Origin of the sequence: Phytohabitans kaempferiae (assembly GCF_042433955.1) — a bacterium.
Lineage (GTDB): Bacteria > Actinomycetota > Actinomycetes > Mycobacteriales > Micromonosporaceae > Phytohabitans > Phytohabitans kaempferiae.
In genome coordinates, this window is sequence record NZ_JBHLUH010000037.1 from 34,520 (window position 1) to 58,968 (window position 24,449).

At 72.3% G+C, this 24,449-nt stretch carries 23 protein-coding genes; 11 read left to right on the top strand and 12 right to left on the bottom strand.

Features of this window, described 5'->3' with window-relative positions:
• The gene (locus ACFFIA_RS18535) at positions 1–1,578 is read right to left on the bottom strand and encodes an amino acid permease (RefSeq protein ID WP_377252636.1); all 1,578 of its coding nucleotides are present in this window, start codon (positions 1,576–1,578) and stop codon (positions 1–3) included.
• Positions 1,579–1,595: 17 nt separating this feature from the next.
• The gene (locus ACFFIA_RS18540; protein WP_377252638.1) at positions 1,596–2,519 is read right to left on the bottom strand and encodes a phosphotransferase; all 924 of its coding nucleotides are present in this window, start codon (positions 2,517–2,519) and stop codon (positions 1,596–1,598) included.
• A 524-nt stretch (positions 2,520–3,043) separates the two neighbouring features.
• Between ACFFIA_RS18540 and ACFFIA_RS18545 the strand changes: the two genes are divergently transcribed.
• The gene (locus ACFFIA_RS18545) at positions 3,044–5,470 is read left to right on the top strand and encodes a GcvT family protein (protein WP_377252640.1); all 2,427 of its coding nucleotides are present in this window, start codon (positions 3,044–3,046) and stop codon (positions 5,468–5,470) included.
• Here ACFFIA_RS18545 and ACFFIA_RS18550 read toward each other — a convergent pair.
• The 5 genes from ACFFIA_RS18550 to ACFFIA_RS18570 form a co-directional block, all read right to left on the bottom strand.
• On the bottom strand, positions 5,451–7,334 hold the full coding sequence (locus ACFFIA_RS18550; protein ID WP_377252642.1) for a serine/threonine-protein kinase: 1,884 nt from the start codon (positions 7,332–7,334) through the stop codon (positions 5,451–5,453). The genes ACFFIA_RS18545 and ACFFIA_RS18550 overlap by 20 nt on opposite strands.
• A gap of 158 nt (positions 7,335–7,492) precedes the next feature.
• Positions 7,493–9,634: a putative bifunctional diguanylate cyclase/phosphodiesterase gene (locus ACFFIA_RS18555; protein WP_377252689.1), complete on the bottom strand. Its 2,142-nt coding sequence runs from the start codon at positions 9,632–9,634 to the stop codon at positions 7,493–7,495.
• A 20-nt stretch (positions 9,635–9,654) separates the two neighbouring features.
• Positions 9,655–10,467: an SAM-dependent methyltransferase gene (locus tag ACFFIA_RS18560; RefSeq protein WP_377252644.1), complete on the bottom strand. Its 813-nt coding sequence runs from the start codon at positions 10,465–10,467 to the stop codon at positions 9,655–9,657.
• 143 nt (positions 10,468–10,610) lie between these two features.
• The gene (pcaF, locus tag ACFFIA_RS18565) at positions 10,611–11,822 is read right to left on the bottom strand and encodes a 3-oxoadipyl-CoA thiolase (RefSeq protein WP_377252646.1); all 1,212 of its coding nucleotides are present in this window, start codon (positions 11,820–11,822) and stop codon (positions 10,611–10,613) included.
• Between the two features lie 477 nt (positions 11,823–12,299).
• Positions 12,300–12,542, bottom strand: coding sequence for an aldehyde dehydrogenase family protein (locus tag ACFFIA_RS18570; protein ID WP_377252648.1), 243 nt, complete (start codon positions 12,540–12,542; stop codon positions 12,300–12,302).
• A 574-nt stretch (positions 12,543–13,116) separates the two neighbouring features.
• Here ACFFIA_RS18570 and ACFFIA_RS18575 point away from each other — a divergent pair.
• The 10 genes from ACFFIA_RS18575 to ACFFIA_RS18620 all read left to right on the top strand — a co-directional run bounded on the left by ACFFIA_RS18575 (position 13,117) and on the right by ACFFIA_RS18620 (position 20,453).
• Positions 13,117–13,935 (top strand): CoA transferase subunit A, encoded by an 819-nt coding sequence (locus ACFFIA_RS18575; RefSeq protein ID WP_377252650.1) that lies wholly within the window; start codon positions 13,117–13,119, stop codon positions 13,933–13,935.
• The gene (locus tag ACFFIA_RS18580) at positions 13,932–14,681 is read left to right on the top strand and encodes a CoA-transferase subunit beta (protein ID WP_377252653.1); all 750 of its coding nucleotides are present in this window, start codon (positions 13,932–13,934) and stop codon (positions 14,679–14,681) included. The genes ACFFIA_RS18575 and ACFFIA_RS18580 overlap by 4 nt, the downstream gene beginning before the upstream one ends.
• Before the next feature lie 150 nt (positions 14,682–14,831).
• On the top strand, positions 14,832–15,557 hold the full coding sequence (gene pcaH, locus ACFFIA_RS18585; protein WP_377252655.1) for a protocatechuate 3,4-dioxygenase subunit beta: 726 nt from the start codon (positions 14,832–14,834) through the stop codon (positions 15,555–15,557).
• Positions 15,554–16,102, top strand: coding sequence for a protocatechuate 3,4-dioxygenase subunit alpha (gene pcaG / locus ACFFIA_RS18590; protein WP_377252657.1), 549 nt, complete (start codon positions 15,554–15,556; stop codon positions 16,100–16,102). The genes pcaH and pcaG overlap by 4 nt, the downstream gene beginning before the upstream one ends.
• Positions 16,077–17,390: a 3-carboxy-cis,cis-muconate cycloisomerase gene (gene pcaB / locus ACFFIA_RS18595; RefSeq protein ID WP_377252659.1), complete on the top strand. Its 1,314-nt coding sequence runs from the start codon at positions 16,077–16,079 to the stop codon at positions 17,388–17,390. Before pcaG ends, pcaB begins: the two co-directional genes overlap by 26 nt.
• Positions 17,387–18,154 carry a 3-oxoadipate enol-lactonase gene (pcaD, locus tag ACFFIA_RS18600; RefSeq protein WP_377252661.1) on the top strand — a complete coding sequence of 256 codons (768 nt, stop codon included), beginning with the start codon at positions 17,387–17,389 and terminating at the stop codon, positions 18,152–18,154. Before pcaB ends, pcaD begins: the two co-directional genes overlap by 4 nt.
• A complete protein-coding gene (gene pcaC / locus ACFFIA_RS18605; protein WP_377252663.1) occupies positions 18,147–18,593 on the top strand; it encodes a 4-carboxymuconolactone decarboxylase in 447 nt (148 codons plus the stop codon). Before pcaD ends, pcaC begins: the two co-directional genes overlap by 8 nt.
• A 77-nt stretch (positions 18,594–18,670) precedes the next feature.
• Positions 18,671–19,477, top strand: a complete 807-nt coding sequence (locus ACFFIA_RS18610; RefSeq protein WP_377252665.1) for an IclR family transcriptional regulator — start codon at positions 18,671–18,673, stop codon at positions 19,475–19,477.
• A 297-nt stretch (positions 19,478–19,774) separates the two neighbouring features.
• Positions 19,775–20,062 (top strand): hypothetical protein, encoded by a 288-nt coding sequence (locus ACFFIA_RS18615; RefSeq protein WP_377252667.1) that lies wholly within the window; start codon positions 19,775–19,777, stop codon positions 20,060–20,062.
• Between the two features lie 28 nt (positions 20,063–20,090).
• Positions 20,091–20,453 carry a hypothetical protein gene (locus tag ACFFIA_RS18620; RefSeq protein ID WP_377252669.1) on the top strand — a complete coding sequence of 121 codons (363 nt, stop codon included), beginning with the start codon at positions 20,091–20,093 and terminating at the stop codon, positions 20,451–20,453.
• A 143-nt stretch (positions 20,454–20,596) separates the two neighbouring features.
• On the opposite strand, the gene ACFFIA_RS18625 is transcribed toward ACFFIA_RS18620, so the two are convergent.
• From ACFFIA_RS18625 to ACFFIA_RS18645, 5 genes are all read right to left on the bottom strand, one after another.
• On the bottom strand, positions 20,597–21,415 hold the full coding sequence (locus ACFFIA_RS18625) for an ABC transporter permease (protein ID WP_377252671.1): 819 nt from the start codon (positions 21,413–21,415) through the stop codon (positions 20,597–20,599).
• Positions 21,375–22,181, bottom strand: coding sequence for an ABC transporter ATP-binding protein (locus ACFFIA_RS18630; RefSeq protein WP_377252673.1), 807 nt, complete (start codon positions 22,179–22,181; stop codon positions 21,375–21,377). The genes ACFFIA_RS18625 and ACFFIA_RS18630 overlap by 41 nt, the downstream gene beginning before the upstream one ends.
• Entirely contained in the window at positions 22,178–22,693 is a 516-nt protein-coding gene (locus tag ACFFIA_RS18635) for a MarR family winged helix-turn-helix transcriptional regulator (protein ID WP_377252675.1), read from the bottom strand. Before ACFFIA_RS18635 ends, ACFFIA_RS18630 begins: the two co-directional genes overlap by 4 nt.
• Positions 22,694–22,767: 74 nt before the next feature.
• Positions 22,768–23,313 (bottom strand): hypothetical protein, encoded by a 546-nt coding sequence (locus ACFFIA_RS18640; protein ID WP_377252677.1) that lies wholly within the window; start codon positions 23,311–23,313, stop codon positions 22,768–22,770.
• 131 nt (positions 23,314–23,444) lie between these two features.
• Positions 23,445–24,284 carry a GNAT family N-acetyltransferase gene (locus ACFFIA_RS18645; protein ID WP_377252679.1) on the bottom strand — a complete coding sequence of 280 codons (840 nt, stop codon included), beginning with the start codon at positions 24,282–24,284 and terminating at the stop codon, positions 23,445–23,447.
• Positions 24,285–24,449: the final 165 nt, after the last annotated feature.

Genomic DNA, 24,449 nt, shown 5'->3' on the forward strand with positions numbered 1-24,449 from the left:
TCAGGCGACCGGCTGCTCCACGTCGGCGCCGTCCGCCTCGTCGATCGTACGGCGGGGACCTGTGAACCATTTGCGGGCCGAGGCGTACCACCAGACCGCCACGAGCAGCAGCACACCGCCCACCGCGATCGGCGCGTAGTTCACCGACGACCAGCTGAAGTCGCCGTTGCCGGGCACGCCCGCGGGGACGATCGGCATGACGAAGTACACGCAGATCACGCCGATCTCGATGACCGCGATCCAGCCGAGCACCTTGTACTTGCGGCCGAGCGTCCACGGGCCGGGCACGAAGCGGTCGCCCATCCGCAGCCGCAGCGCGATCGGGATGAGGAACGCGAGGTACAGGCCGATGACCGCGACCGAGACGACCGCGTAGAACGCGACCGGGATGCCCGCGTCGCTCTGGTACAGCGCCGGGAGCGTGAGGACCAGCCCGGCCAGGGTGGCGCCGACGATCGCGTTGACCGGCGTGCCGTTGCGGTCCACTTTGGACCAGAGCCGCCAGCCCGGCACCGCGCGGTCGCGGCTGAAGGCGTACGTCATCCGGGACATGCTCGTCACGCAGCTCATGCCGCAGAAGAACTGCCCGATGGTGGAGATGATGATGACCACCTTGAAGAAGAACGGCGTCAGCGCGCTCTCGAAGATGGCGCCGGAGAAGCCGCCCGCCTCGTTCACCGCGTCCACATTGGTCGCCGCGAAGAGGAACGACAGCAGCAGGATCCAGCCGCCGATCGCCGAGTAGAAGATGGAACGCCACAGCCCTTTCGCGGCGGCCGTCGACGCGCCCTTGGTCTCCTCCGACACGTGCGCGCAGGCGTCGAAACCGGTGATCGTGTACTGGGTGAGCAGGAAGCCCAGCGGCAGGATGTAGAACCAGAACATCAGCCCGTTGTTGTCACCGCCGGCGAAGCCGGAGTTGTTGAACTTCTCGGTGAAGACGAACTCCAGGCTCTGGTGGTTGTCCGGCACGACGACGAGGATCAGCACGACCGCGGTCGCGCCGGCGACGTGCCACCACACCGAGACGTTCTGCAGGATGTCGATGATCTGGTGGCCGAAGATGTTGATGATCCCGTGCAGCGTCAGGATGATCACGAAGAGCAGGAACGCCTGGTCGAGCGTGCCGGCCCAGCCCTCGAAGAGCGCGGAGAGGGTCAGGTTGAGGAAGGTCGCACAGCCGTAGTCGACCGACGCGGTGACCGCGATGAGTCCGATCAGGTTGAGCCATCCGGTAAACCAGCCGTGCACCGGCTTGCCCATCTTGGCGGCCCACCAGTAGATCCCGCCCGCGGTCGGGTACGCCGAGACGAGCTCGGACATGCAGAATCCGATGATCAGAATGAACAGCGAGATGAGCGGCCAGCCCCAGCTGATCGCGATCGGGCCGCCGTTGTTCCACGCCTGGCCGAAGGTGGTGAAGCAGCCGGCCAGGATCGAGATGATGGAAAACGAGATGGCGAAGTTGGAGAAGCCACTCCACTTGCGCCGCAGCTCCTGCTTGTAGCCGAGTTCGGCGAGGCGGTGGGCGTCGTCATCCCTGGGATGCTCGGCCGTCACCGGTGCGGTGGTTGCCATGAGGGGTCTCCCGTCAACTAAGGATGGAGGGAGGTGCGGCCCGCGACCGCCTGCAGGAGCCGGCCCAGGTCCGGTGCGTCCATGTCCCGGCAGGCCTGGCCCCACTTGTCGGCCGCCTCGGCCCAGTAGTCGAACGTCGAACCTTGGCTGCTTTGGGCGGCTTGGTGGGCAGTGTCACGGTCGCTCAGCAGGCCGTGATGCACGGAGAACCACAGTGTCCAGGTGACGTTGGAGAGCAGGAGGTTCAGCCGTACCCGGGCGACCAGCGTGGGCGTGGTCTCGGCGCCGAAGTAGGCGGCGGTGAGGTCTGCCGCCTGGTCCGGGTCGAAGTCGGCCTCGGCCGCGATGTCGCCCAACTCGAAAGCCGGGTCGTTGTTGCCGGAGAGCTGGTAGTCGACGATCCGGAGCGAGCCGCGTCGCTCGCTGGCGGGCCGTGGACACGGGCTCGGTCCGTCGTCGTCGCGCCGCTCGGACCGGAGGACGCCATCCTCGGCGCTGGTGTCGATGAAGTTTTCCGCGAGCAGGTCGTTGTGGCAGGGCACGGTCGGCAGGGGGAGGATGCCCAGCGCCGCCCGCACGTGCTCCACGATGGAGAGTCGCTCGAGGTAGCCGTCCGGCAGCGGCAGGTCATGGTGGCGGCACACGTCCAGCAGCTCGTACAGCTTGGCGATGATGTCGAAGTCGTTGCCGAAGCGGGGGCCGGCGTGCAGCCGGCGGCATGCGGCCGCGATCCGCGGGATCATGGCCGGCTCCCGGACCGCGGCCGAATCCAGCGTCTGCCCCGGCAGAAACTCCAGCACCAGCGCGGGCACGTCGGGAAGCACCTCGAAGACCCGCGCGCCGACGCCCGACTCCGCCGCCAACAGAGTGTTGTCGATCTCCAACGGCGGGGGCACCCCCAGCCCCGCCGCGGAGACCGCGGGCTCGAGCACGCGCAGCACGTAGCTGCACCCGCCCCGCGTGCGCGAGGAGTGAGCTCCGGCGACCTCCAGCCCCTCCGCGGAGTCCGCCGCCTGCGAGCCCCGCAGTCGCGCGCGAAAGGCAGGCCCCTGCGCGTGCGAGGAGTGAGCTCCCGCGGCCTCCAACCCCTCCTCGGACTCGGCCGCCTGCGAGCCCCGCAGTCGCGCGCGAAAGGCAGGCCCCTGCGCGTGCGAGGAGTGAGCTCCCGCGGCCTCCAACCCCTCTGCGGAGTCCGCCGCCTGCGAGCCCCGCAGTCGCGCGCGAAAGGCAGGCTCTGTGTCGACCCGCCAAATGTGGTGCGAAAGGCCGCCCGTCAGCGGCCTGTGGGTGACCGGCTGGCCAGCCCACATCGCGACGCGCCCCAGCACGTCTTCGACATGGATCGTCCGTGCACCCATGGCTGAGTTTCAGCCCGTGGGATGAGGAGCGTCAATACACTCCAGGTTAAGTTTTGAGTGTCCGCTCAGCTCTTTTGGTCTGACCAATTAGGTGATAGGACTCGCGTGTGCGTACTGATGCCCGTGTGGTCGTCGTCGGCGGCGGGGTCGCCGGATGCAGCATCGCGTACCACCTGGCCCGGCTCGGCTGGACCGACGTGGTGGTGCTGGAGCAGCACGAGCTGACCGAGGGCACGACCTGGCACTCGGCCGGTTTCGTCGGCCAGCTCCGCTCCACGATCAGCCAGACCCGCATGATCATGTACTCCTCCTCGCTCTACGCCGAGCTGCGCGAGCGCACCGGCCTGGACCCGGGCTGGCGGGGCGTGGGCGGGCTGCGGCTGGCTACCACGCCGGAGCGGGAGGAGGAGCTGCTGCGCCAGGTCAGCTCCGCGACCACGTACGGGCTGGAGATGGAGCTGCTCTCCCCCGCGAAGACCGCCGACCGGCTGCCGCTGCTCGACGTCTCCGACGTGCGGGCCGCCGGCTGGCTCCCCGGCGACGGCTACCTGCACCCGGAGGCACTGGCCGCGGCGCTGGCGGCGGGCGCGCGCCAGCTCGGCGTCGAGTTCCACACCGGGGTCCGGGTCACCGGCTTCGAGGTCGAGCGCGGGCGGGTCCGCGCGGTGCTGACCGATCACGGGCGGATCGCCACCGAGGTGGTGGTCAACGCGGCCGGCGCGGCGGCGGGTCACCTGGGGCGGCTCGCTGGCGCGGCCATCCCGATCGTGCCGATCAAGCACCAGTACGTCGTTTCATCCACTGTGGACGCTCCGGACGTGGCCGAGATCCCGACGGTGCGCGACCCCGACCACATCGTCTACTTCCGGGGCGAGGGCGACGGGCTGCTGGTCGGCGGCTACATCCGTACCCCCGACGTGTGCTGGCCGGAGGACGGCGCGGCGCCGCTGGCGACGGCGCGCACGCTCTTCCCGCCCGATCTGGCGAAGTTCGACGAGTCCTGGGCCAACGCCCGGCGGCGCGTACCGGCGCTGCGGGCGGCGGAGATCGGCCGCGTGGTGCACGGGCCGGAGGCGTTCACGCCGGACGGCGAGTTCCTGCTCGGCGAGACGGCGGTCCGCGGCTTCTGGGTCGCGGCGGGATTCTGCGTGCACGGGCTCGCCGCGGCCGGCGGCGTCGGCAAGGTGCTGGCGGAGTGGATTGTGGACGGCCAGCCGGAGTTCGACGTGTCCCACATGGACATCCGCCGCTTCGGCGCGCACGCGGCGAGCCGGTCGTGGGCCACCGCCAAGGCGCTCGACGCGTACTCCCGCTACTACGACATCGTGTACCCGTACACCGAATGGTCCGCCGGCCGCCCATTGCGCCGCTCCGCGACCTGGCCCCGGCTCGAGCCGCTCGGCGCGGCGCTCGGCGAGAAGGCGGGCTGGGAGCGGGTCAACTGGTTCGCCCCGCCGGCCGACTTCGTACCGTCGGCGCCCCGCCCATCCGGCTGGGCCGGGCAGGTGTGGTCGCCGGCCATCGAGGCGGAGTGCCGGGCGACCGCCGACGGCGCCGGCCTCTTCGACCAGTCCTCCTTCGCCAAGCTGGACGTGCGCGGGCCGGTCTCCTTTCTCCAGTGGATGTGCGCGGCCGATGTGGACCGTCCGGTGGGGACGGTGGTGTACACGCAACTGCTCAACGCGCGGGCCGGCATCGAGGCCGACCTGACCGTGACCCGGCTAAGCGAGTCGCACTTCCGGATCGTCACCAGCACCGCATCGGGCGTACGCGACCTGGCCTGGCTGCGCCGCCACGCGCCCGACGAGGTGAGCGTCGAGGACGTGACCGGCGCGTACGGCTGCCTCTGCCTCTGGGGTCCGGCCGCCCGCGACATCCTCCAGCCGCTGGTCGACGAGGCGCTCGACTTCCGCTTCCTGCGAGCCCGCCTCCTCACGGTCGGGCCGGTGCCGGTGCTGGCCCAGCGCGTGACGTTCGTCGGCGAGTACGGCTGGGAGCTCTACGCCCCCACCGAGTACCTGCTGACGCTCTGGGACCTGCTGCGGTCGGCGGGCGGCCCGTACGGCCTGGCACCGGCGGGCTACCGCGCGATCGACGCGATGCGGCTGGAGAAGGGGTACCGGGTCTGGGGCGCCGACATCACGCCGGAGACCACGCCCGACGAGGCGGGGCTGTCGTTCGCCGTACGCGTGGAGACCGACTTCCTCGGCCGCGCGGCCCTGCTGGCGGCGCGCGTGGCGGGCGGCCCGCGGCGGCGGCTGCGCTGCCTGGTGCTCGACGACCCGCGCACCGTCTGCCTCGGCACCGAGCCGGTGCGCGTCGACGGCCGCCCGTGCGGGCGGGTCACCTCCGGCGGCTACGGCTACCGGGTCGGCGCCTCCATCGCGTACGCGTACCTGCCCGCCACGGTCGAGGTGGGCGCGAAGGTGGAGGTGGGCGTCTTCGGCTCGTGGCAGAGCGCGGAGGTGCGCGCCGAGCCCCTCTACGACCCGGCGAACAGCCGCGTCCGCCAACCTAGCCGCGAAACGCCCTGACCTCCACATTGGAGAATGCCACGGTGAACGGCGGCTCGTGGTCGGGCGTCTCGGGGTAGATGCCGAGCACGACGCGCCCCTCCTGGAACGTCGTGTCCCGCACCGTGCCGACCACCTGCCCGTCCCGCTCCAGCGTGATAGTCGCGCCCTGCATCGAGACGGTCACGCGGGTCGTCGCGCCGACCGCGATCGGCGGGGCGAACGGCATCGTGCGCAGGACCCGCACGGTGCTGCCGTCGCCGACGCCATGCGTACCAACGTAGAAGCCCTCCGGGCAGACGCGCACGATGTAGCCGGCGGCGGCGACGAAGCGGAACCACAGCGCCGCGCAGGCACCCTCGCTGCGCAGCCGCACGTCGACCGCCATCGAGAAGTCGGTGAGCTGGTCCATCGGCCCGGGGCAGCGGTATGGCCCCTGCTTGTTCCGTGTGATCACCAGCGCGCCGTCGAACTCGCAGGTGGTGAGCTGTACGTCGTCGTCGCGGACCTCCCACAGCAGGGGCCCGGTCAGCGGGTCCCGCACGACGACGTCGCTGGCGCGGGGCGTGGCGGTGGACGGTGCGGAGGTCGCCGTGCCGGCCGTGGCCGACGGACCCGTGCCGGAGGGAGTGCCACCGCCGTCGTCGCCCTCGAAGGGCAGCACGCCACTGGCGATCCCGGCCACGGTCAGCGAGGTCACCAGCACCGCCAGAGCCAGCGCCACGTTGGCGAAGCGCCCCCAGCGGCTGCCGCCCTTGACGGCTGGCGGCGCGGGAGGCGCCGGTATCGGCGACATCGGCACGGGCACGGCGGGCGGAGGCGGCGATCCCCCGGCCGCGGCCACCGCTGGCGCCGCTGGCGCCGTCGCCTGGTCGGAGGGGAAGACCTCGGTCGCGCCCGCCGACGCGGTGCCCAGCTCCGGCGGGACGGCGGCCGCGGTGTTCGCGCGCTCCGGCTGCTGCTCGGTCGCCGCCTGTGCCTCGGCGGCCGCGACCAGCAGGCCCGGCTGCTGGGCGAGCGCGGCGGCCACCGCGGGCGGCCGGTCCGGCCCGGCGGCCAGCAGCAGGTCGAGCAGTGCCCGCGCGGTCGGCCGGTCGGCGGGGCTCTTGGCGAGCGTCCGCTCCACCAGGTCGCGCAGCGGCGGCACCAGGCCGGTCAGGTCGGGCGGCTGCGTGAGGATGCGGGCGGCGACCACCGGCGGCGAGTCGGCGGCGAAGGGCGTGCGGCCGGTCCCCGCGTACGCCAGCACCGCGCCCCACGCGAAGACGTCGGCGGCGGGCGTGATGACCGTGCTCGCGTTCTCCGAGAAGCGCTCCGGCGCCATGTACGCCACCGTGCCGAGCCACTGGTTGGTCGCCGTGTGCTGGCTGGTCGCCTCGACCGTCCGCGCGATGCCGAAGTCGATGACCTTCGGGCTGCCCGGCGGGAGGAGTACGTTGCTCGGCTTGAGGTCGCGGTGGATGACGCCGGCGCCGTGGATGGCGGTCAGCGCGGTCGCCATGCCGATCGCGAGCGCGTGCAGGTTGGCCGGCGTGAGCGGGCCGCGCTCGGCGACGACGGTGGAGAGGCTGGGGCCGTCGACGTACTCGACGACGAGGTAGGGACGCTCGTGGCCCGGGTCTGCGTCGAGCACCTCCGCCGTGCAGAACGGCGGCACCTGCCTGGCCCGGTTGACCTCGCTGCGAAAGCGGCGACGGAACTCCTCGTCGACCTCCAGGTCGGCCCGGATCATCTTGATCGCCACCTGGCGCCCGTCGGCGGTGCGAGCGAGGTAGACGACCCCCATGCCGCCCTCGCCGAGCCGCCCGACCAGCTCGTACCGCCCGAGCTTGCGCGGGTCGCCCTTACGCAGCGGCGCGGCGCGCGACCCCTGGTCCCCGCTCATGTACGTGATCTCCCCGCATGTCCCCAGACCCGCCGGAGCCACCGGTCAGGCCGAATTCCCCCAGTCGCGGCCCCGACCTCCGCGAGACCGCACAAACCACGCGCCAGCATCCCACTCGGCCGCCGATCACGACACCCCTGGCGCCGGTATGCGACCGTTCAGCGGGTTGACCGCAACCGCGCCGTGATGTCGCCTGCGGACGTGGCGCCGCCGAAGAACAGCCCCTGCCCGGTGTCGCAGTCGAGCGCCCGCAGCAGCTCCGCCTGCTGGGCCGTCTCCACCGCCTCCGCCGTCACGGTGAGGCCCAGCGCGTGCGCCAGCCGCACCAGCGCGTCGACGATCCGCTCGTCGGCCATGCTCGCCGAGTCGGCGATGTCGCCCGACCGCAGCTCCTCGATGAACGGACCGGCCAGCTTCAGTGAGTGGATCGGCAGCCGCCGCAGGTACGCCAGGTTGGAGTAGCCGGTGCCGAAGTCGTCGATGGCGATCCGCACACCGGTGGCGGCCAGCCCGCGCAGCGAGCGCACCGGCTCGCCGGCGGTGGGCATGACCGCGCTCTCGGTCAGCTCGAGCTGCAACTGGCCGGCCGGGAGGCCGGTGCGCTCCAGCACGCCGGCGACCTCCTCGACGATGCCGGGGGCGTTCGCCTGCCGTACGGCCAGGTTGACGCTCACCACCAGCCGCGCCTCCGGAAACTCGCGGTGCCACGCCGCGGCCTGGACGCACGCCTGCTCCAGCACCCACCGTCCAAGTCGGACGATCATGCCGGTCTCCTCGGCCAGCCCGATGAACCGGTCCGGCGGCACCATCCCCAGCTCCGGATGGCGCCAACGCACCAGCGCCTCGACCGCGCACAGCCGCCCGCTCTCCAGGCCCACGATCGGCTGGTACTCCAATGTGAACTCACCCCGGTCGAGCGCGCCGGGCAGCGCGGCGGCCAGTGCCGCGCGGGCCAGCTGGTGTGCGCCGCGGACCGGGTCGAAGAGCGCCCAGCGGCCGCGCCCGTCGGCCTTGGCCCAGTAGAGGGTCGTGTCGGCGGCCTTCATCACCTCGGTCGGGCTGGTGCCCTCGACCGTGCGCTCGACGATGCCGATGCTCGCGGTGACCGAGAGCGGCTGGTGCGACTCGATCTTCACCGGCTCGGCCACCGCCGCCAGCGCCGCCTCCGCCACCTCGATCACCGACTCGGTGCCGGTCGAGTCTTCGACCAGGATCACGAACTCGTCGCCGCCCATCCGCGCCACCAGGTGCCCCCGCGCGGAGACCGAGGCGGCCAGCCGCCGCGCGACGACCACCAGCAGCTCGTCGCCGACGTAGTGGCCGAGGCTGTCGTTGACCGCCTTGAAGCCGTCGAGGTCGAGGAAGCAGACGCCGACGCGGCTCGCCGTGCCGTCGAAGACCGCCGCGAGCCGCTCGAAGAAGAGCGTGCGGTTGGGCAGCCCGGTGAGCGGGTCGTGCAGTGCCTGGAAGCGCAGGCGCTCCTGAAGCTCGTACCGGTCGGTGATGTCCTCCACCATCGCCACGGTGAAGCGGGGCTGGCCGTCGTCGTCACGGATGAGCGAGACGGCCAGGTCGGTCCAGAGGATCGTGCGATCCTTGCGGTAGTACCGCTTCTCGATCCGCGCGCCGTCGCGCTTGCCCTCGATCATCTCCTTGTACATGTCCCACATGCCCGGCCCGTCGTCGGGATAGAAGAGCTCCGCGACGTTGGTCACGCGCATCTCCTCGACGGTGTAGCCGAGCATGTCGGCGAACGCCTGGTTGACGTCGACGATCCGCCCGTCCATGTCCGCGATGCCGATGCCGATGGCCGCGCCGGCGAAGACCGCCCGGAAGCGCGCCTCACTCGCCCGCAGGTCATGCTCGGTCTGGTTGCGCGCCGCCCACACCGCGCGGCTGATCCGCTCCTGCTGCATGAACGTGCGGTCGCGCAGCCCTCGCGCGTAGCCCGCCGCCAGCGCGGCCTGGAGCGCCACGGCCCGGTCGACCAGGTCGCCCGCCCTCTCGGGGGCGACCAGGTCGAGGAAGCTCCGCCCGAAGGTCAACAGCGTCTGGTCGAGGAACTCCGGCGCGGTGAAGTGCGCCTCGACCAGTGCCCGCCCCACCGCGTGTGCGGGCGCGGCGGTGAACGGCTCGGCCACCAGCGCGCCGGCCAGCACTTGCGTGTGGTTACGCAGCAGGCGCTCGGTCTCCTCCGGGCTCATCGGCACGAAGCCGAGCGCCGCCCCGGCACGCGCCCACAGGTGCGCGTACCGCGCCACTCCCTCCCCGCTGATCTCGTCGATCGTCGCCTCCCGCAGCCCTGGCGGCGTGTCCGGACCTAGGGCGTGTTGTCGCGGCCGACGCCCCCGAAGGCACCGAACCGCTCGGGGTGCTCGTCGGCGTCTCCCGGCGACTCCGGCCGCCACAGTGGCAGGTGTACGAGGCCGGGCTCGACGAGCGTGTAGTCACCGAAGTACGACGAGATCTCCGCGTGCGACCGGAGCGTGATCTCGGTGGCGGTGCGCTTGGAGAGCTTCTGCGCGTCGAGCATCTCCTGCGGCTGGTCCTCGTACGTCGAGTGCGAGATGACCAGGTAGCTCCCCGGACCCACCGCCTCACGGAGCGTACGGATGACCTCACCGGGACGGTCGGCGTCGGGCAGGAAGTGCACCACGCCAGCGAGCAGCACCGCGATCGGGCGGTCGAAGTCGAGCAGCCCGAGCTTTCGCGCGCCATCGAGGATGCCCTCCGGGTCGCGCAGGTCCCCTTCGAGCACCTCGGTCCGGTCGTCTCTCTCCAAAATGGAGCGACTGTGCATGACCGCCACGGGATCGATGTCGACGTACACCACGCGCGAGGCCGGGTTGGCCGCCTGGGCCACCTCGTGCACGTTGCCCACGGTGGGGATGCCGGAGCCGACGTCGAGGTACTGGTCGACCCCCTCGGCCGCGAGGTAGCGCACCGCCCGCCGCAGGAACGCCCGCCCGGCCCGCATCGTGTCGGCCAGGTTGGGCGTCAGCGCGGCGATCTGCTCGGCCAACTGGCGGTCGACCTCGAAGTTGTGCGCGCCCCCGAGGAAGTAGTCGTACACCCGGGCCGCACTGGGACGACTCAGGTCGATGTCCGTCGAAAGATCGCGCGGCTGTTCCATGATCCGCCTTCGGAGTCCGGCCCGTGAGACTGCACCTCTTTCCGCCCGAACCGCGCGGCGCTCGCGCCCCGGCTCTCACCCTGAACCACGGCGGACCGCACGGGAGGTTGAAAAAGGTTCACTCGTTCGCGATCACACTACCCCTATGGCGCCTCGATGAGCAGAGAGATCCCCTGGCCAACGCCTATGCACATGGTGCACAACGCCCGGCGCGCCCCGCGTTGTCCCAACTCCACCGCCGCCGTCAAGGCCAGCCGTGCACCGCTCGCACCCAGTGGGTGACCGAGAGCAATCGCACCGCCGTTCGGGTTGACATGCTCGGCGTCCTCGGGCAGGCCCAGCTCACGCAGCACCGCCACCGCCTGCGCCGCGAACGCCTCGTTGAGCTCGACCACGTCGAGGTCGGCCACGCCCAGCCCAAGCCGGCCGAGCAGCTTTCGCGTGGCGGGCACCGGCCCGAGCCCCATGACCCGCGGCGGCACGCCCGCCGCGGCCGCCCCCACCACACGCGCGAGCGGCGTCAGCCCGTGCCGCGCCACCGCCTCCTCGCTCGCCACCAGCAGCGCCGCCGCGCCGTCGTTGACCGGTGACGCGTTGCCGGCGGTCACCGTGCCCCCGGCCCGGAACGGCGCTGGCAGCGCGGCCAGCTTCTCCAGCGACGTCTCCCGGGGCGGCTCGTCCGCTTCAATCGTTTTTGTCGCCCCGCGCCCCGCGGCCACCTCGATCGGCGCGATCTCCAGCGCCAGCCGGTCGCGCGCCTTGGCCGCCCGCTCCTGCGACCGGAGCGCGAACCGGTCCTGCGCCTCCCGGCCCACGTCGAACTCGGCGGCCACGTTCTCCGCGGTCTCCGGCATCGAGTCGACACCCCAGCCGTCGCGCATCAGCTTGTTGACGAAGCGCCAGCCGATCGTGGTGTCGAAGATCTCGGCGGTACGGGAGAACGCGCTCGCCGCCTTCGGCATCACGAACGGCGCGCGGCTCATGCTCTCCACGCCCCCCGCCACCACCAGGTGCGCCTCCCCGGCCCGGATCGCCCGCGCGGCGGTGGCCACCGCGTCGAGGCCGGAGCCGCAAAGCCGGTTGACGGTGGTGCCCGACACCTGCTCCGGCAGCCCACCGAGCAGCGCCGCCATGCGCGCCACGTTGCGGTTGTCCTCGCCGGCCTGGTTGGCGCAGCCGAGCACGACGTCGTCGACCTCGGCCCAGTCCACGCCCGGCGACCTGCGGATCAACTCTCGAACAACATGCGCCGCCAGGTCGTCCGGCCGCACGCCCGAAAGCGCGCCGCCATACTTTCCGAACGGCGTACGGACCCCATCGACGATGAACGCCTCCACGCGCCCACTCTCCTTCATCTACTCGCTCAGCCCGGTCACTAGAGATCTTTCGCGGTCGAGGTTCGTGCTGTCCGTTATGGTGGGATTCTGGTGTGGCAGAGGGGAGCTGCCGCGATGCCCGTCGTGCTCGCGGCCGTTGCTCCCGCGGCCTCACCCTCCGCGTCCCCACGATCGCGGTGCGTGCGACGCCGCTGGGGTCGGCGTCGGCGGCGGTTCGGACTGTCCACCGGCGCCCAGGCAGAGGGCTTTGTCGGGGACATAACCCCTTGCGGCCGGTTCGAAGAGGCAACGTCCCCGACAATCGCCCACGCGCCTGACGGGTCCGGCGCGGCGACCCACCGGACCGGGCATCCGCGCCGCCCCGCGCATCCGGCGTCCGTCCGCGTTGGGCGCTCCGGTGCGCCCAGCTCGACAGCTTGCCCAACGCGACACCAGGTCCCAGCGCGGCCCGGCCGCGCGACCACCTCGACTGCGGAAGCTCCATAGTGCCGCGGGTCAGAACGGATACCGCGGCACGTCACCACGGACCGTGACCCATCGAGTCTCGGTGAACGCCTCGACGTTGGCCGCGGCGCCACCGAAGCGCGCGCCGGTGCCGGAGGAGCCGATGCCGCCGCAGGGGACGTTGGCCTCGTCGTTCACGGTCTGGTCGTTGATGTGCGCGATCCCCGCGGGAATGCGGTCGGCGCACCCCCACCACGCCCGCCGGCACGCGCCGCGCCATGCTGAGACTGCCATCGAGGCTGAGGAGCAGCTCGCCGTACGGGCGGGAGGGGAGCGCCGCCGCCTCGTAGCATTCCTGCGCGGCCACCCCGATCTCGAAGTCGCCCTTAGGCGGGATGGCGCCGGACTCGCGCACGATCCAGTCGCACACCTCGCCGGTTCGACGACGGCCGCGTCGCCGCCTTCTCCGGTTTTCCAGCCGTTACTGAAGAACTTGCTTTGCCAGGTCGGTTGGTCGAGCAACATCATGACTCCCCACTGTGGACTCTCTTTTCGCCGCCTGGATCTGCGCGTACGCGCGTCTCCGGGGAGTCGGACGACCCGCAGGCCGTGGCGGCCACCAGCGTGGCGGCCACGGAAGGGACTGCGAAGGACCGGCGCATGGGACCTCCGAGGGGTGCGTGCGATATCCGAACATTGGTTCTCATCGTGAACGTACGGCCCGACCGCGCTCACGTCAACGTCACAGTTGTGAAACAAGGAACGCGCGATTGACACCGTTTCGGTGCGGGTCGTAGCGTGCGGATTGCGAACCTGCGTTCTAGAAACGCACACTACCGCCAGGTGGACAGAGTCGAGGAAGGTCATTATGGGGGTCATTGCCTCGCTGCCCGAAGCGATCGCCGAGTTGGTGCGCGACGGGGCGACCGTGGCCCTGGAGGGGTTCACACACCTCATCCCGGTTGCCGCCGGACATGAGATCATCCGCCAGGGGCGCCGCGACCTCACGCTGGTCCGGATGACCCCGGACATCGTCTACGACGAGATGATCGGCGCCGGCTGCGCGCGCAAGCTGATCTTCTCCTGGGCCGGCAACCCCGGCGTCGGCTCGCTGCACCGCTTCCGCGACGCCGTGCGGCACGGCTGGCCCGCCCCGCTGGAGATCGAGGAGCACAGCCACGCCGGCATGGCCAACCGCTACGTCGCCGGCGCCACCGGCCTGCCCTTCGCGGTGCTCCGTGGCTACGTCGGCACCGATCTGCCCGCGCAGACCACGACCATCAAGCCGATCACCTGCCCCTTCACCGGCGAGGTGCTGACCGCCGTGCCCGCGCTCAACCCCGACGTGGGCATCGTGCACGCGCAGCGCGCCGACCGCGCCGGCAATGTGCAGATGTGGGGCATCACCGGGGTACACAAGGAGGTCGTCCTCGCCTCGCGGCACTCCCTGGTCACCGTGGAGGAGATCGTCGACCACCTCGACCCCCGCCCGGGCGCGGTGATCCTGCCGAGCTGGGCGGTCACCTTCGTCGCCGAGGTCCCCGGCGGCGCCCATCCGTCGTACGCGATGGGCTACAGCGAGCGCGACAACGACTACTACCAGGCCTGGGACGCGATCAGCCGGGATCGGGAGGCGTTCAGCGCGTGGTTGCGCGAGCGCGTGCTGAGCGGGGTACCGGCGACATGACGTGGTCCGCTGACGAGATGATGACGGTCGCGGCGGCCCGGGCACTGCGCGACGGCGACCGGTGCTTCGTGGGGATCGGCCGCCCCAGCACGGCCGCCAACCTGGCCCGCCGCACGCACGCGCCCAACCTCGTGCTGATCTACGAGTCCGGCACCATCGGGGCCAAGCCGGCCACGCTCCCGCTCTCCATCGGCGACGGTGTGCTCGCCGAGACCGCCGACGCCGTCGTCCCGGTGCCGGAGATCTTCAACTACTGGCTCCAGCCGGGCCGGATCGACGTCGGCTTCCTCGGGGCGGCGCAGATCGACCGGTACGGCAACATCAACACGACCGTGATCGGCGACGACTACCGCGACCCGCGCGTGCGGCTGCCCGGCGCGGGCGGCGCCCCGGAGATCGCCGCGTCGTGCCGCGAGGTCATCGTGATCGTCAAGCACAGCCCCCGCACGTTCGTCGAGCGGGTCGACTTCGTCACCTCGGTCGGCTACGGCAGCGGGCCCGGCGACCGCGCCCGCCTCGGCCTGACCGGGCGCGGCCCGGCGCTGGTCATCACCGACCTCGGCGTGCTGGAGCCCGACCCGGACACCGCCGAGTTCACGCTCACCCAGGTGCATCCGGGCGTCGACCCCGCCGCCGCGAAGGAGGCGACCGGCTGGCCGCTCGCGGTCACCGCCGAACTGCGCGTCACGCCCGACCCCAGCCCGGCCGAGCTGTCCACGCTGCGGCTCCTGGAGCGGCCGGCTTGACCAGTGACGCCGCTCTCGGGACGGGAGGATCGACCGGGACTCCCGGTCCTTGGGCGGGAGGATCTACCGGGCTTCTCGCCCCCAGGACGGCGGGATCTACCGGGGTTCTCGGCCCCGGGACGGCAGGATTGACCAGGTGAGGAGGACGACGTGACGACTGCCCGCCGGCTGCTGGTGCCGGGATACCGCCGGGACGACGCCGGCTCCCATCCGCCGCTGCTCTCGCCCGACTACAAGTCGACAGTGCTGCGCGCACCCAGCCAGGCACCGCTCCCGCTGCCGCACACGCTGACCGAGGTCACCGGGCCGCTGCTCGGCGAGGGACGGGTCACCGCCGCCGACGCCGACCTCAGCCGCCACGCCGGCGGCGAGGCGCAGGGGCAGCGCATCGTCGTGCACGGGCAGGTCCGCGACAGCGACGGCCGGCCGGTGCCGGACACACTGGTCGAGGTGTGGCAGGCCAACGCGGGCGGGCGCTACCTGCACAAGTGGGACCAGCACGACGTCCCGCTCGACCCGCACTTCACCGGCGTGGGCCGGGCGCTCACCGACTCGCTGGGGCGCTACCGCTTCGTGACGGTCAAGCCGGGCGCGTACCCGTGGCGCAACCACCACAACGCGTGGCGCCCCGCGCATATCCACTTCTCGCTCTTCGGGCGCGCGTTCACCCAGCGGCTCGTCACGCAGATGTACTTTCCGGACGACCCGCTCTTCCCGTACGACCCCGTCTACAACTCGGTGCCCGAGGCGGCCCGGCACCGCATGGTGTCCCGCTTCGACCTCTCCGCGACGGTCGAGGAGTGGGCGCTCGGCTTCGAGTTCGACATCGTCCTCCGCGGACGCGAAGCGACGCCGATGGAGGAGCCTGAGTCGTGAGTTACACGCCTTCGCAGACCGTCGGGCCGTACCTGTCGATCGGTCTGCCGTGGACAGACGGACCCTCCGTCGTGGACGAGGGCGTGCACGGCGCGTTCTGGCTGCACGGCGTGGTGACCGACGGCGCGGGCGACCCGATCCCGGACGCGCTCGTCGAGACCTGGCAGGCGGATCCGGCCGGACGGTTCGACCATCCGGACGACCCGCGCGGCGCGGTGGCCGGCTTCCGGGGCTTCGGCCGCTGCCCCACCGGCGACAGTGGAGAGTGGGCGATCCGCACGCTCAAGCCCGGCCCGGTGCCCGGGCCCGACGGGACACCGCAGGCGCCGCACATCGACGTCTCGGTCTTCGCGCGCGGGCTGCTGCACCGGGTCGTCACGCGCGTCTACTTCGCCGACGAGGAGGCGGCGAACGCGACCGACGGCGTGCTGGCCGGCGTGCCCGAGGCGAGGCGAGGCACGCTGCTGGCCGTGCCCGACGAGCGGGGCTACCGGTTCGACATCCGGTTGCGGGGCGACGATGAGACCGTCTTCTTCGCCATCTGACTCCCCCGGCCCCGGGCTCTTCGACGGCGTGCTCGCCGCCGGTCCGGTACGGGCGGCGACCACCGACCTCGCGTGGCTGCGGGCGATGCTCGACGTCGAGGCGGCCCTCACCCGCGCCGGCGGGGCACCGCCCGAAATCGTCGAGGAGGTTGCCGCCGCCTGCCGGGTCGAGCGCTACGACGTCGCCGCGCTCGGTGCCGCCGCCGCGACGGCGGGCAACCCGGTCGTGCCGCTGGCCCGCGCGCTCCGGGCGGCCGTCTCCCCCGCCGCCGCCCGCCACGTGCACCGGGGCGCCACCAGCCAGGACATCCTCGACACGGCGGCGATGCTGGTCGCGCGCGACGCACTCGGCCTGATCATCGCCGACCTGACGGCGGCGGCGGAGGCCGCCGCCCGCCTCGCCGGGGCGCACCGGGACACTCCGGTCGCCGCCCGCACGCTGCTCCAGCAGGCGCTGCCGACCACCTTCGGGCTGGTGGCGGCGGGCTGGCTGACCGCGCTGGACGGTGTGGTCGACCGCCTCGCCGGCGTCCGCGACACGCGCCTGGCCGTCCAGCTCGGCGGCGCGGCGGGGACGCTGGCTGCCTTCGACTCACCATCCATCGTGGAGCGGCTGGCGGCCGAGCTCGACCTGCCCGCACCGGACCTGTCGTGGCACACCGACCGCACGCGCGTCGCCGACCTGGCCGGGGCGCTCGGCACGGCCTGCGGCATCGTCGGGAAGGTCGCCGGCGACGTCGTCCTCTTCGCACAGACCGAAGTCGGCGAGGTGGTCGAGGGGGCACCGGGCGGCTCGTCCAGCCTGCCGCACAAGCAAAACCCGGTCGCCGCCGTCTCCGCCCGCGCCTGCGCCGCGCAGGCCCCCGGCCTGGCCGGCACGCTGCTCGCGTCGATGGGGCACGAGCACCAGCGGGCGGCGGGCGCCTGGCACGCGGAGTGGGCGCCCTTCACCGGGCTGCTGCGGTCGACCGGCTCGGCCGCGCACTGGCTGGCGCGGTGCCTGGCCCACCTGCGGGTCGACCCGGGCCGGATGCGCGCCAACCTCGACGCCACCGGCGGCGCGCTGCTCGCCGAGCGGATCGGCGCGGCGCTCGCCCCGAAGGTGGGCGCGACCGAGGCACACGACCTCGTACGCGCCGCGGTCGCCAGCGGGCGGCCGCTCGCCGAGGCCCTCGCCGCGCATTTCGACCAGGCCGAGCTGGACGCCCTCCTCGACCCCGCCTCCTACCTGGGGGCCGCGCCGGCACTGACTGATCGGGCACTCAAGCGGCACGGGGAGCGGCCGTGACACCGTACTCCATAGTGGACGGTCCGGCCGGCGCGCCCGTCGTCGTACTCGCCAACTCGCTGGGCACCACTGTGGACATGTGGGAACCGCAGCTGCCGGCGCTGACCGAGCACTTCCGGGTCGTCCGCTTCGACACGCGGGGGCACGGGCGCTCGCCGGTGCCGCCCGGCCCGTACACAATCGGCGACCTGGGCGGCGACGTGCTCGCGCTCCTCGACGAGCTCGGTGTGGCGCGGGCCCATTTCTGCGGGCTCTCGCTCGGCGGCATGGTGGGCATGTGGCTCGCCGCGTACGCCCCCGAGCGGATCGACCGGCTCGTGCTCTGCTGCACCTCCGCGCGGCCCGGCGCACCGGAGTCGTGGGCGCACCGCGCGGCGACGGTACGGGCCGAGGGCACCGGGGCGATCGCCGACCTCGTGGTGAGCCGGTGGCTGACGCCCGCGTACGCCGCCGGCGAGCCCGAGCTGGTCGCCCGCCTGCGCGGGATGCTCGCCGCCACGCCCGCCCAGGGGTACGCGGCCTGCTGCGGGGTCATCGAGGGGCTCGACCTCACCGCCGCCCTGCCCCGCATCTGCGCGCCCACGCTCGTCCTGCACGGCGCCGACGACCCGGCCTTCCCGCCCGCGCACGGTGCCGACATCGCCGCGGCGGTGCCGGGGGCGCGCCTCACACTTGTGCGCGACGCCGCCCATCTGGCCAATGTGGAGCAGGTCGACGTGGTGACCGCTCTGATCGTCGACCACCTCGGAGGTACGGATGAGTGACTTCGACCGGGGCATGGTGATCCGCCGCGAGGTGCTCGGCGACGCGCACGTCGACCGGGCGGTCGCGAAGACCACGCCGCTCACCGCACCGTTCCAGGAGTTCATCACCAGGTACGCGTGGGGCGCCGTCTGGGGCCGCGACGACCTCGACCGCCGCACTCGCAGCTTCGTCACGCTCGCCGTGCTGGCCGCCCTGCGGTGCGAGGACGAGCTGGCCATGCACGTACGCGCGGCGCGACGAAACGGCCTCACTCCTGCCGAGATCGGCGAGGTGCTGCTGCACACCGGCGTCTACGCTGGTGTGCCGGCGGCCAACAGCGCACTGGCCGTGGCACAGAAGGTGCTCGACGAGCTGGGCGAGGTAGGCATGAGCGGGAGTCGCGAGGCCACGGACCACGACCACGACGGCGGAAACGCGCCGAGCGACGGAGCGAGGTAGGCATGAGCGGGAGTCGCGAGGCCACGGACCACAACCACGACGGCGGAGACACGCCGAGCGACGGAGCGAGGTAGGCAATGACGGACGACGTGGGGAGGGAGGCCCACTTTGTACAGTCGCTGGAGCGCGGGCTGGCCGTCATCCGCGCGTTCGACGCCGAGCATCCCGAGCTGACGCTCAGCGAGGTGGCCCGCATCTGCGACCTCACCCGCGCCGCCGCCCGCCGCTTCCTGCTCACGCTCGCCGACCTGGGATACGTGCGCACTGACGGCCGCATGTTCAGCCTCACGCCGCGCGTGCTTGAGCTGGGCTACGCCTTCCTGTCCAGCCTCTCCCTCCCCGAGGTGGCCGAGCCACACCTCGAGCGGCTGGTGGCGCAGGTGCACGAGTCGTCCTCGGTGTGCGTGCTCGACGGCGACGACGTGGTGTACGTGGCCCGCGTCCCCACCTCCCGGATCATGACGGTCGCCATCAACGTGGGCACGCGCTTCCCGGCGTACGCCACCTCGATGGGGCGCGTGCTGCTCGCCGGGCTGCCCGAGGAGGAGCTGGATGCCTACCTCGATCGGGTGAAGCTGACCCGCCTCACCCCGCGTACGGTCACCACCGCGGCGGCGCTCCGGACCGAGCTGCGCAAGGTGCGCGCGCAGGGGTACGCGATCGTCGACCAGGAGCTGGAGGAGGGGCTGCGCTCGGTGGCCGCCCCGATCCGCGACCGCGGTGGCTTGGTGATCGGCGCGGCCAACGTTTCGGTGCACGCCAGCCGCAATTCGGTCGAGTCGATCCGCCGCGACCTGCTGCCCCACCTGCTCGCCACGGTCGCGAAGATCGACGCCGACCTGCGGATCGCCAACCCGCGCCGCGCCCGCCACCGCGTCGGCTGACCGCCACGCCGGCCTCGTAAGCCGCCCCGGCGATCTCCGCCATCCCGGTGCCGGAGCGCGACGTGAATGCGCCACCTGGCGGACGTACGCGAAGCCCGTTCGGTAAAGGATGAACATCAAGCCGCTCGAAGCGGAGCCGATGAGAAAGGTCCCAGCCCGCGTACCGCCAAAGGGCTGCGCCGGCTGGTCGACGAGGGGTGCGTGACAAGCGCACCCCCATCGGTAATCCACGGGCGCCACCCCTTGATCGGCGCTAACGGGGCAGCGCACATCCAACCTTCCCCCTAGCCTCGGCGCATGACATCCGCAGTGGACACCGCCCAGGCGATGGCCTTGGTGGAGATGCTCTTCGGCACGCCCGACGCGGCCGCCCGCCGGGCCGTCGCGGTGCTGCACGCGCAGGCGGCAGCGCTCGCCTGGGTGCGCGACACCACCGGGCACTACCCCGCTCCCAAGCCGGTCGCCAGCGCCCTCAGCCGAGCCGCCGCCGCCCTCCGCGACGGCACCGACGACCGCGACCCCGCCGAGGTCCTGCCCGCTATCGCCGCCGACGCGCTCGGCACGTTTCTCGCCGCCGCACCATGAGCGCTTCGTCCTCGACGACCTCGCACTGGTGGCGGGGCTCACCGACATCTCCGGCGAGCGCCATCGTCGCGAGTTGTCCTGCCTGATCCACGAGGCCATCGCGGGCGGGCCGGTGATCGACGTGCCCGCCCTCTGCCTGGCCGAGGCGAGCACCGCCCGCCGCTCCATCGCCGAGCACGTGGCCGACCTCGTCGCGTCCGCGCCGCCGGGCGCGCTCGCCGTCCGTGAGCTGGTCCGCGGCGCGGAGCTCGACACCGTCCTGACCACCGACCCGACGCTCGACTGGGCCGGCACACACGCCGTGCTGCGCGCCCGCGCCAGTGGGCGGCCGATCCTCACCCTCTGTCCCGATCGATACGACGCGGTCGCGGTCGACGCCCTGCCGCTGTGACCCCACGCTGGCCTGTGTCGTCCAGAGCAGGCCGCCTCTTGTGACCGCTGTCGTCCAGTGGCGGCACCACCAAGGTTTCACCGGGTGACCGGCGGCCTTCGACCGCCGATCGCCCGGCCCGGCGAAGCCGGCAAAGGTCGGCCCTACCTCGCCAGGCGGTTGAGCAGCGCGCTCGCCACCCCGATCGCGGCCGCCGCCGCGCCGATGAGCACCGCATAGTCCAGCCACAGCCGCGCCGGCGTGCCGATCAGCAGGCCGCGCAGGGCCTCGACCTGATAGCTGAGGGGGTTGGCGTGATTGATCGCCTGGAGCCAGCCGGGCATGAGCGAGACCGGATAGAGGGCGTTCGAGGCGAAGAAGAGCGGCATCATGATGGCCTGGCCGATGCCCATCATGCGGTCGCGGGAGAGCACCAGGCCGGCGATGATGATGGAGAGGCAGCAGAAGAAGGCCGACCCGAGCAGCACCGCCACCACCACGCCGAGCAGCCGCAGCGGGTTGGTCGTCAGGCTGACGCCGAGCAGCGCGGCGAGCACCAGCACGACCAGCACCTGGCTCAGCCCCCGCATGCCCGCGGCGAATGCCTTTCCGGTCACCAGCGCGGCCCGCGGGGTCGGCGTGACCATGAGCTTGGCGAGGATGCCCGCGTCCCGGTCCCAGATGATCTGGATGCCGTAGAAGATCGAGATAAACAGCGCCGACTGCGCGATCACGCCGGGCGTCAGATAGTCCAGGTAGGGCACGTCGCCGGTCGGGATCGCCTTGATCTTCGTGAAGGTCACGCCGAAGACCATCAGCCACAGCACCGGCTGCACGGCACGGAAGAGCAGCTCGGTCTTGTCCCTCCGCATCTTCTGCAGCTCGACGAGACACATGGCGCCCACCCGGGCGACCAGCATGCGGAGGCTGCCGGCCCAGGTGTCAACCGAGGCGTGCGGCAGTGCGTCGAGTCTGGCGGACATGCCTGAATCCCTTCGTCTCCTCGTCCCAGTCGTCCCCCGCGTATGCCCGAAACACATCGTCGAGGCTGGCCGGGCCGGTGGCGTCGAGGCTGGCGATCAGCTCGGCCGGAGTGCCCACCGCCCGGATGTGGCCGCGGTGCATGAGCGCGACGCGGTCGCACGAGTGCTCCGCCTCGTCCATGTAGTGCGTGGTGACCAGCACCGTCATGCCCGTGTCCCGCCGCACCTGCGCGATCCGCTCCCACACGCCGGCCCGCGCGACCGGGTCGAGGCCGATGGTGGGCTCGTCGAGCACGAGCAGCCGCGGCGAGCTGACCAGCGCCTGCGCCAGCTCCAGGCGACGGATCATGCCACCGGAGTAGGTGCCCGCGGGACGCTCGGCCGCGTCGCTCAGCCCCATCGCGGCGATCGCCTCGTCGACGCGGGCGGCCCGCTCGCGGCGGGGCACGTCGTAGAGCCGGGCGAAGAGGCTCACGTTTTGCCGCCCGGTCAGCGCGCCGTCGGCGGAGAGGAGCTGGGGCACGTAGCCGATCAGGCGCCGCACCGCGATCCGCCGGCGCCGCACGTCGAGCCCAAGCACCGACACGGTGTGACGCGGCACCGGCAGCAGCGTGGTGATCGCGCGGATGGTGGTGGTCTTGCCCGCGCCGTTGGGGCCGAGCAGGCCGAAGATCTCGCCGGGCGCCACGTCGAGGTCGATCCCGTCGACCGCCACCGTGTCGCCAAACGCGTAGCGCAGCCCGCGCACGCTCACCGCCGCCGTCATGCCCGCTCTCCCTCCCCGGGCGCCGAGCCCGATGCCGTGCCGCCCGCTGCCGGCGCGCTGCCGCTCGGCGGCGCCTCCTCGTCTCGTACCTGATAAAGGAGCCGGCGCAGCGCGGGCAGCGCGGCCGCCACGGCCTCGCGGTCGGCGGTGTCCAGGCGCTCCAGTGCCCGCCCGACCAACTCGGCCCGCGCGGTGCGCCAGCCGGTGAGCCGATCGTGCGCGGCGGGGGTGAGGAAGAGCTGCGCGGCCCGGCGGTCGGCCGGGTCGGTCTCGCGGGCGAGGAGGCCGGCGTCGACGAGCGCGTTGACCAGGCCGCTGACCGAGTTGTCCGCCAGGTGCAGCACGCGGGCCGCGGCGGCGATGCCGATGCCCGGCTCCTCCTCCACCGCGATCAGCAGCTCGACCTGTGCGCCGGCCAGTGGCGCCGGCCGGCCCTGGACCAGCCGCCGGCGCACGACCCGCCGCATGCCGGCGAGCACCTGCATCAGCTCGCCGGCCAGCCTCGTATTCACATCCTCAAATTACCTCGGTTACCGAGGTAATGTCACCGGACTCGGCGAGTGAGGAGGGCCTCACCTCGCGACGGCTACTTGCCGGCCGGTTGCAGCGCGGGCTCCGGCGCCGCCGCGGGCGCCGCCGCCGGCCCGGGCGTCGAGGCCGAGGCGGTGAGCTGCTCATACAGCATGCCGGCCTGGTGGGCCAGCGCCCCGGCGACCGCCGGGACCACCGGCAGTACCCAGTCGGCGACGACGCCCCGGTGCGGGAGGTTCAGGATCAGCACCGCCGCGGCCGCGCCACCCAGCCCGTGCGCGAAGGCCCGCCACACCGCCTTGCCCGTGTGCCCCGCGACCGCGCGCCGGGCGGCCCGGTTGCCGAGATCGGGGAAACCGGCGAGGGCACGCGCGTCGCGCCGCCCGAAGTTGATGCCGGCCACCACGGCGGTGACCGAGGTGCCCACCACGGTGGCCACGAGAACGTTTCGGGTGAAGAGCATGAGCAGGCCGAACGCGGCAAGCCCGATGGTCAGAGCGACAGCGGCGCGGATCCACTCCTTCTTGTCACCCGGGTACCAGTAATACTTGGTGGTCCCCTCGGAGACCTGCTTCACGATCCGCCCCATCGCGGTGCTCACCCCACTGGCCGTAACCTGCATCGCGGTCGGTCGTTACGTAGCGTAGGCAAGTGCGAGCGAAGAGTGTCGGCTCCTTGCTGAAAACGCCTGTCATTCTCCCAGATACTGGGCGGTAAGCAGCCCAGGCAGACTCAGAACAGGACGGTCGCGAACTCGCCGGCGCCCCGGAAGCCGCAGCGGTCGTAGACCCGGCGGGCCCGGTCGTTGTGACCGTTGACGTAGAGGCTCACGGTCGGCGCGACCCGCCGCAGCGCGTCGCGCACGACCGCCGACATCGCCGGCCCGGCCAGCCCGCGCCCGCGCCACTCCGGCGCGACCCAGACCCCCTGGACCTGCGCCGTGTGCCGGGTGACGACCGCCAGCTCGGCCTTGAAGATCACTTTGCCGCCCACGACCCGCGCGTACGCCCGGCGCGCGCGCACCAGCTCGGCGACCCTCCGCCGGTATCCGCGCCCGCCGTCGTCGGCGAGCGGGGAGACGCCGACCTCTTCGGTGTACATCGCCACGGCGGCCGGGAAGAGCAGGTCGATCTCGTCGGAGCGGACGATGCGCACACCAGGGTCGGGCGGGATGGCGGGCGGCGCGTCGGCGACCAGCAGCGGCTGGCATGGCCGCACGTCGCGCGCCGGCCCCCACTGTGGACCGAGGTGCTCCCAGAGACCGAGCACCGCGTCGGCCCGCCCCACGATCGAGGAGCAGCAGCGGTCTTCGGAGAGGATCAGCTCGGCGAACGCGGACACCGCCGGCGGCGTGGCGAGAACGGGCGTGAGGTGGCCACCGAACCAGCAGAGCGCCTCGAGGTGGCGGCGCGAACCGTAGCCGAAGATCCGCCCGTCGGCTCGCCACCAGGAGAGGCCGTGGGCCGCCACGCGCTCGGTCACCTGGGCAGCACCGAACGGGTCCTGGTCGAGGATTCGCTCGACCGCACCGCGCTCGGTCTCACCGAGCTGCCGCACGGGCACCGTCAGCACATCTGCCAGCCTATATGCAACCGGCGCCCAAGGAACCCGCCGGATATGAGGCAAATGCTGCACCACCTCTCGCAGGCTCCCCAGGCCTTGACAGTTGTCGCTGTAAGCGCTCACAGTATGACGGCAATGTTACGGGCATAACTCCATTTCAAACGTCTGTGAGCG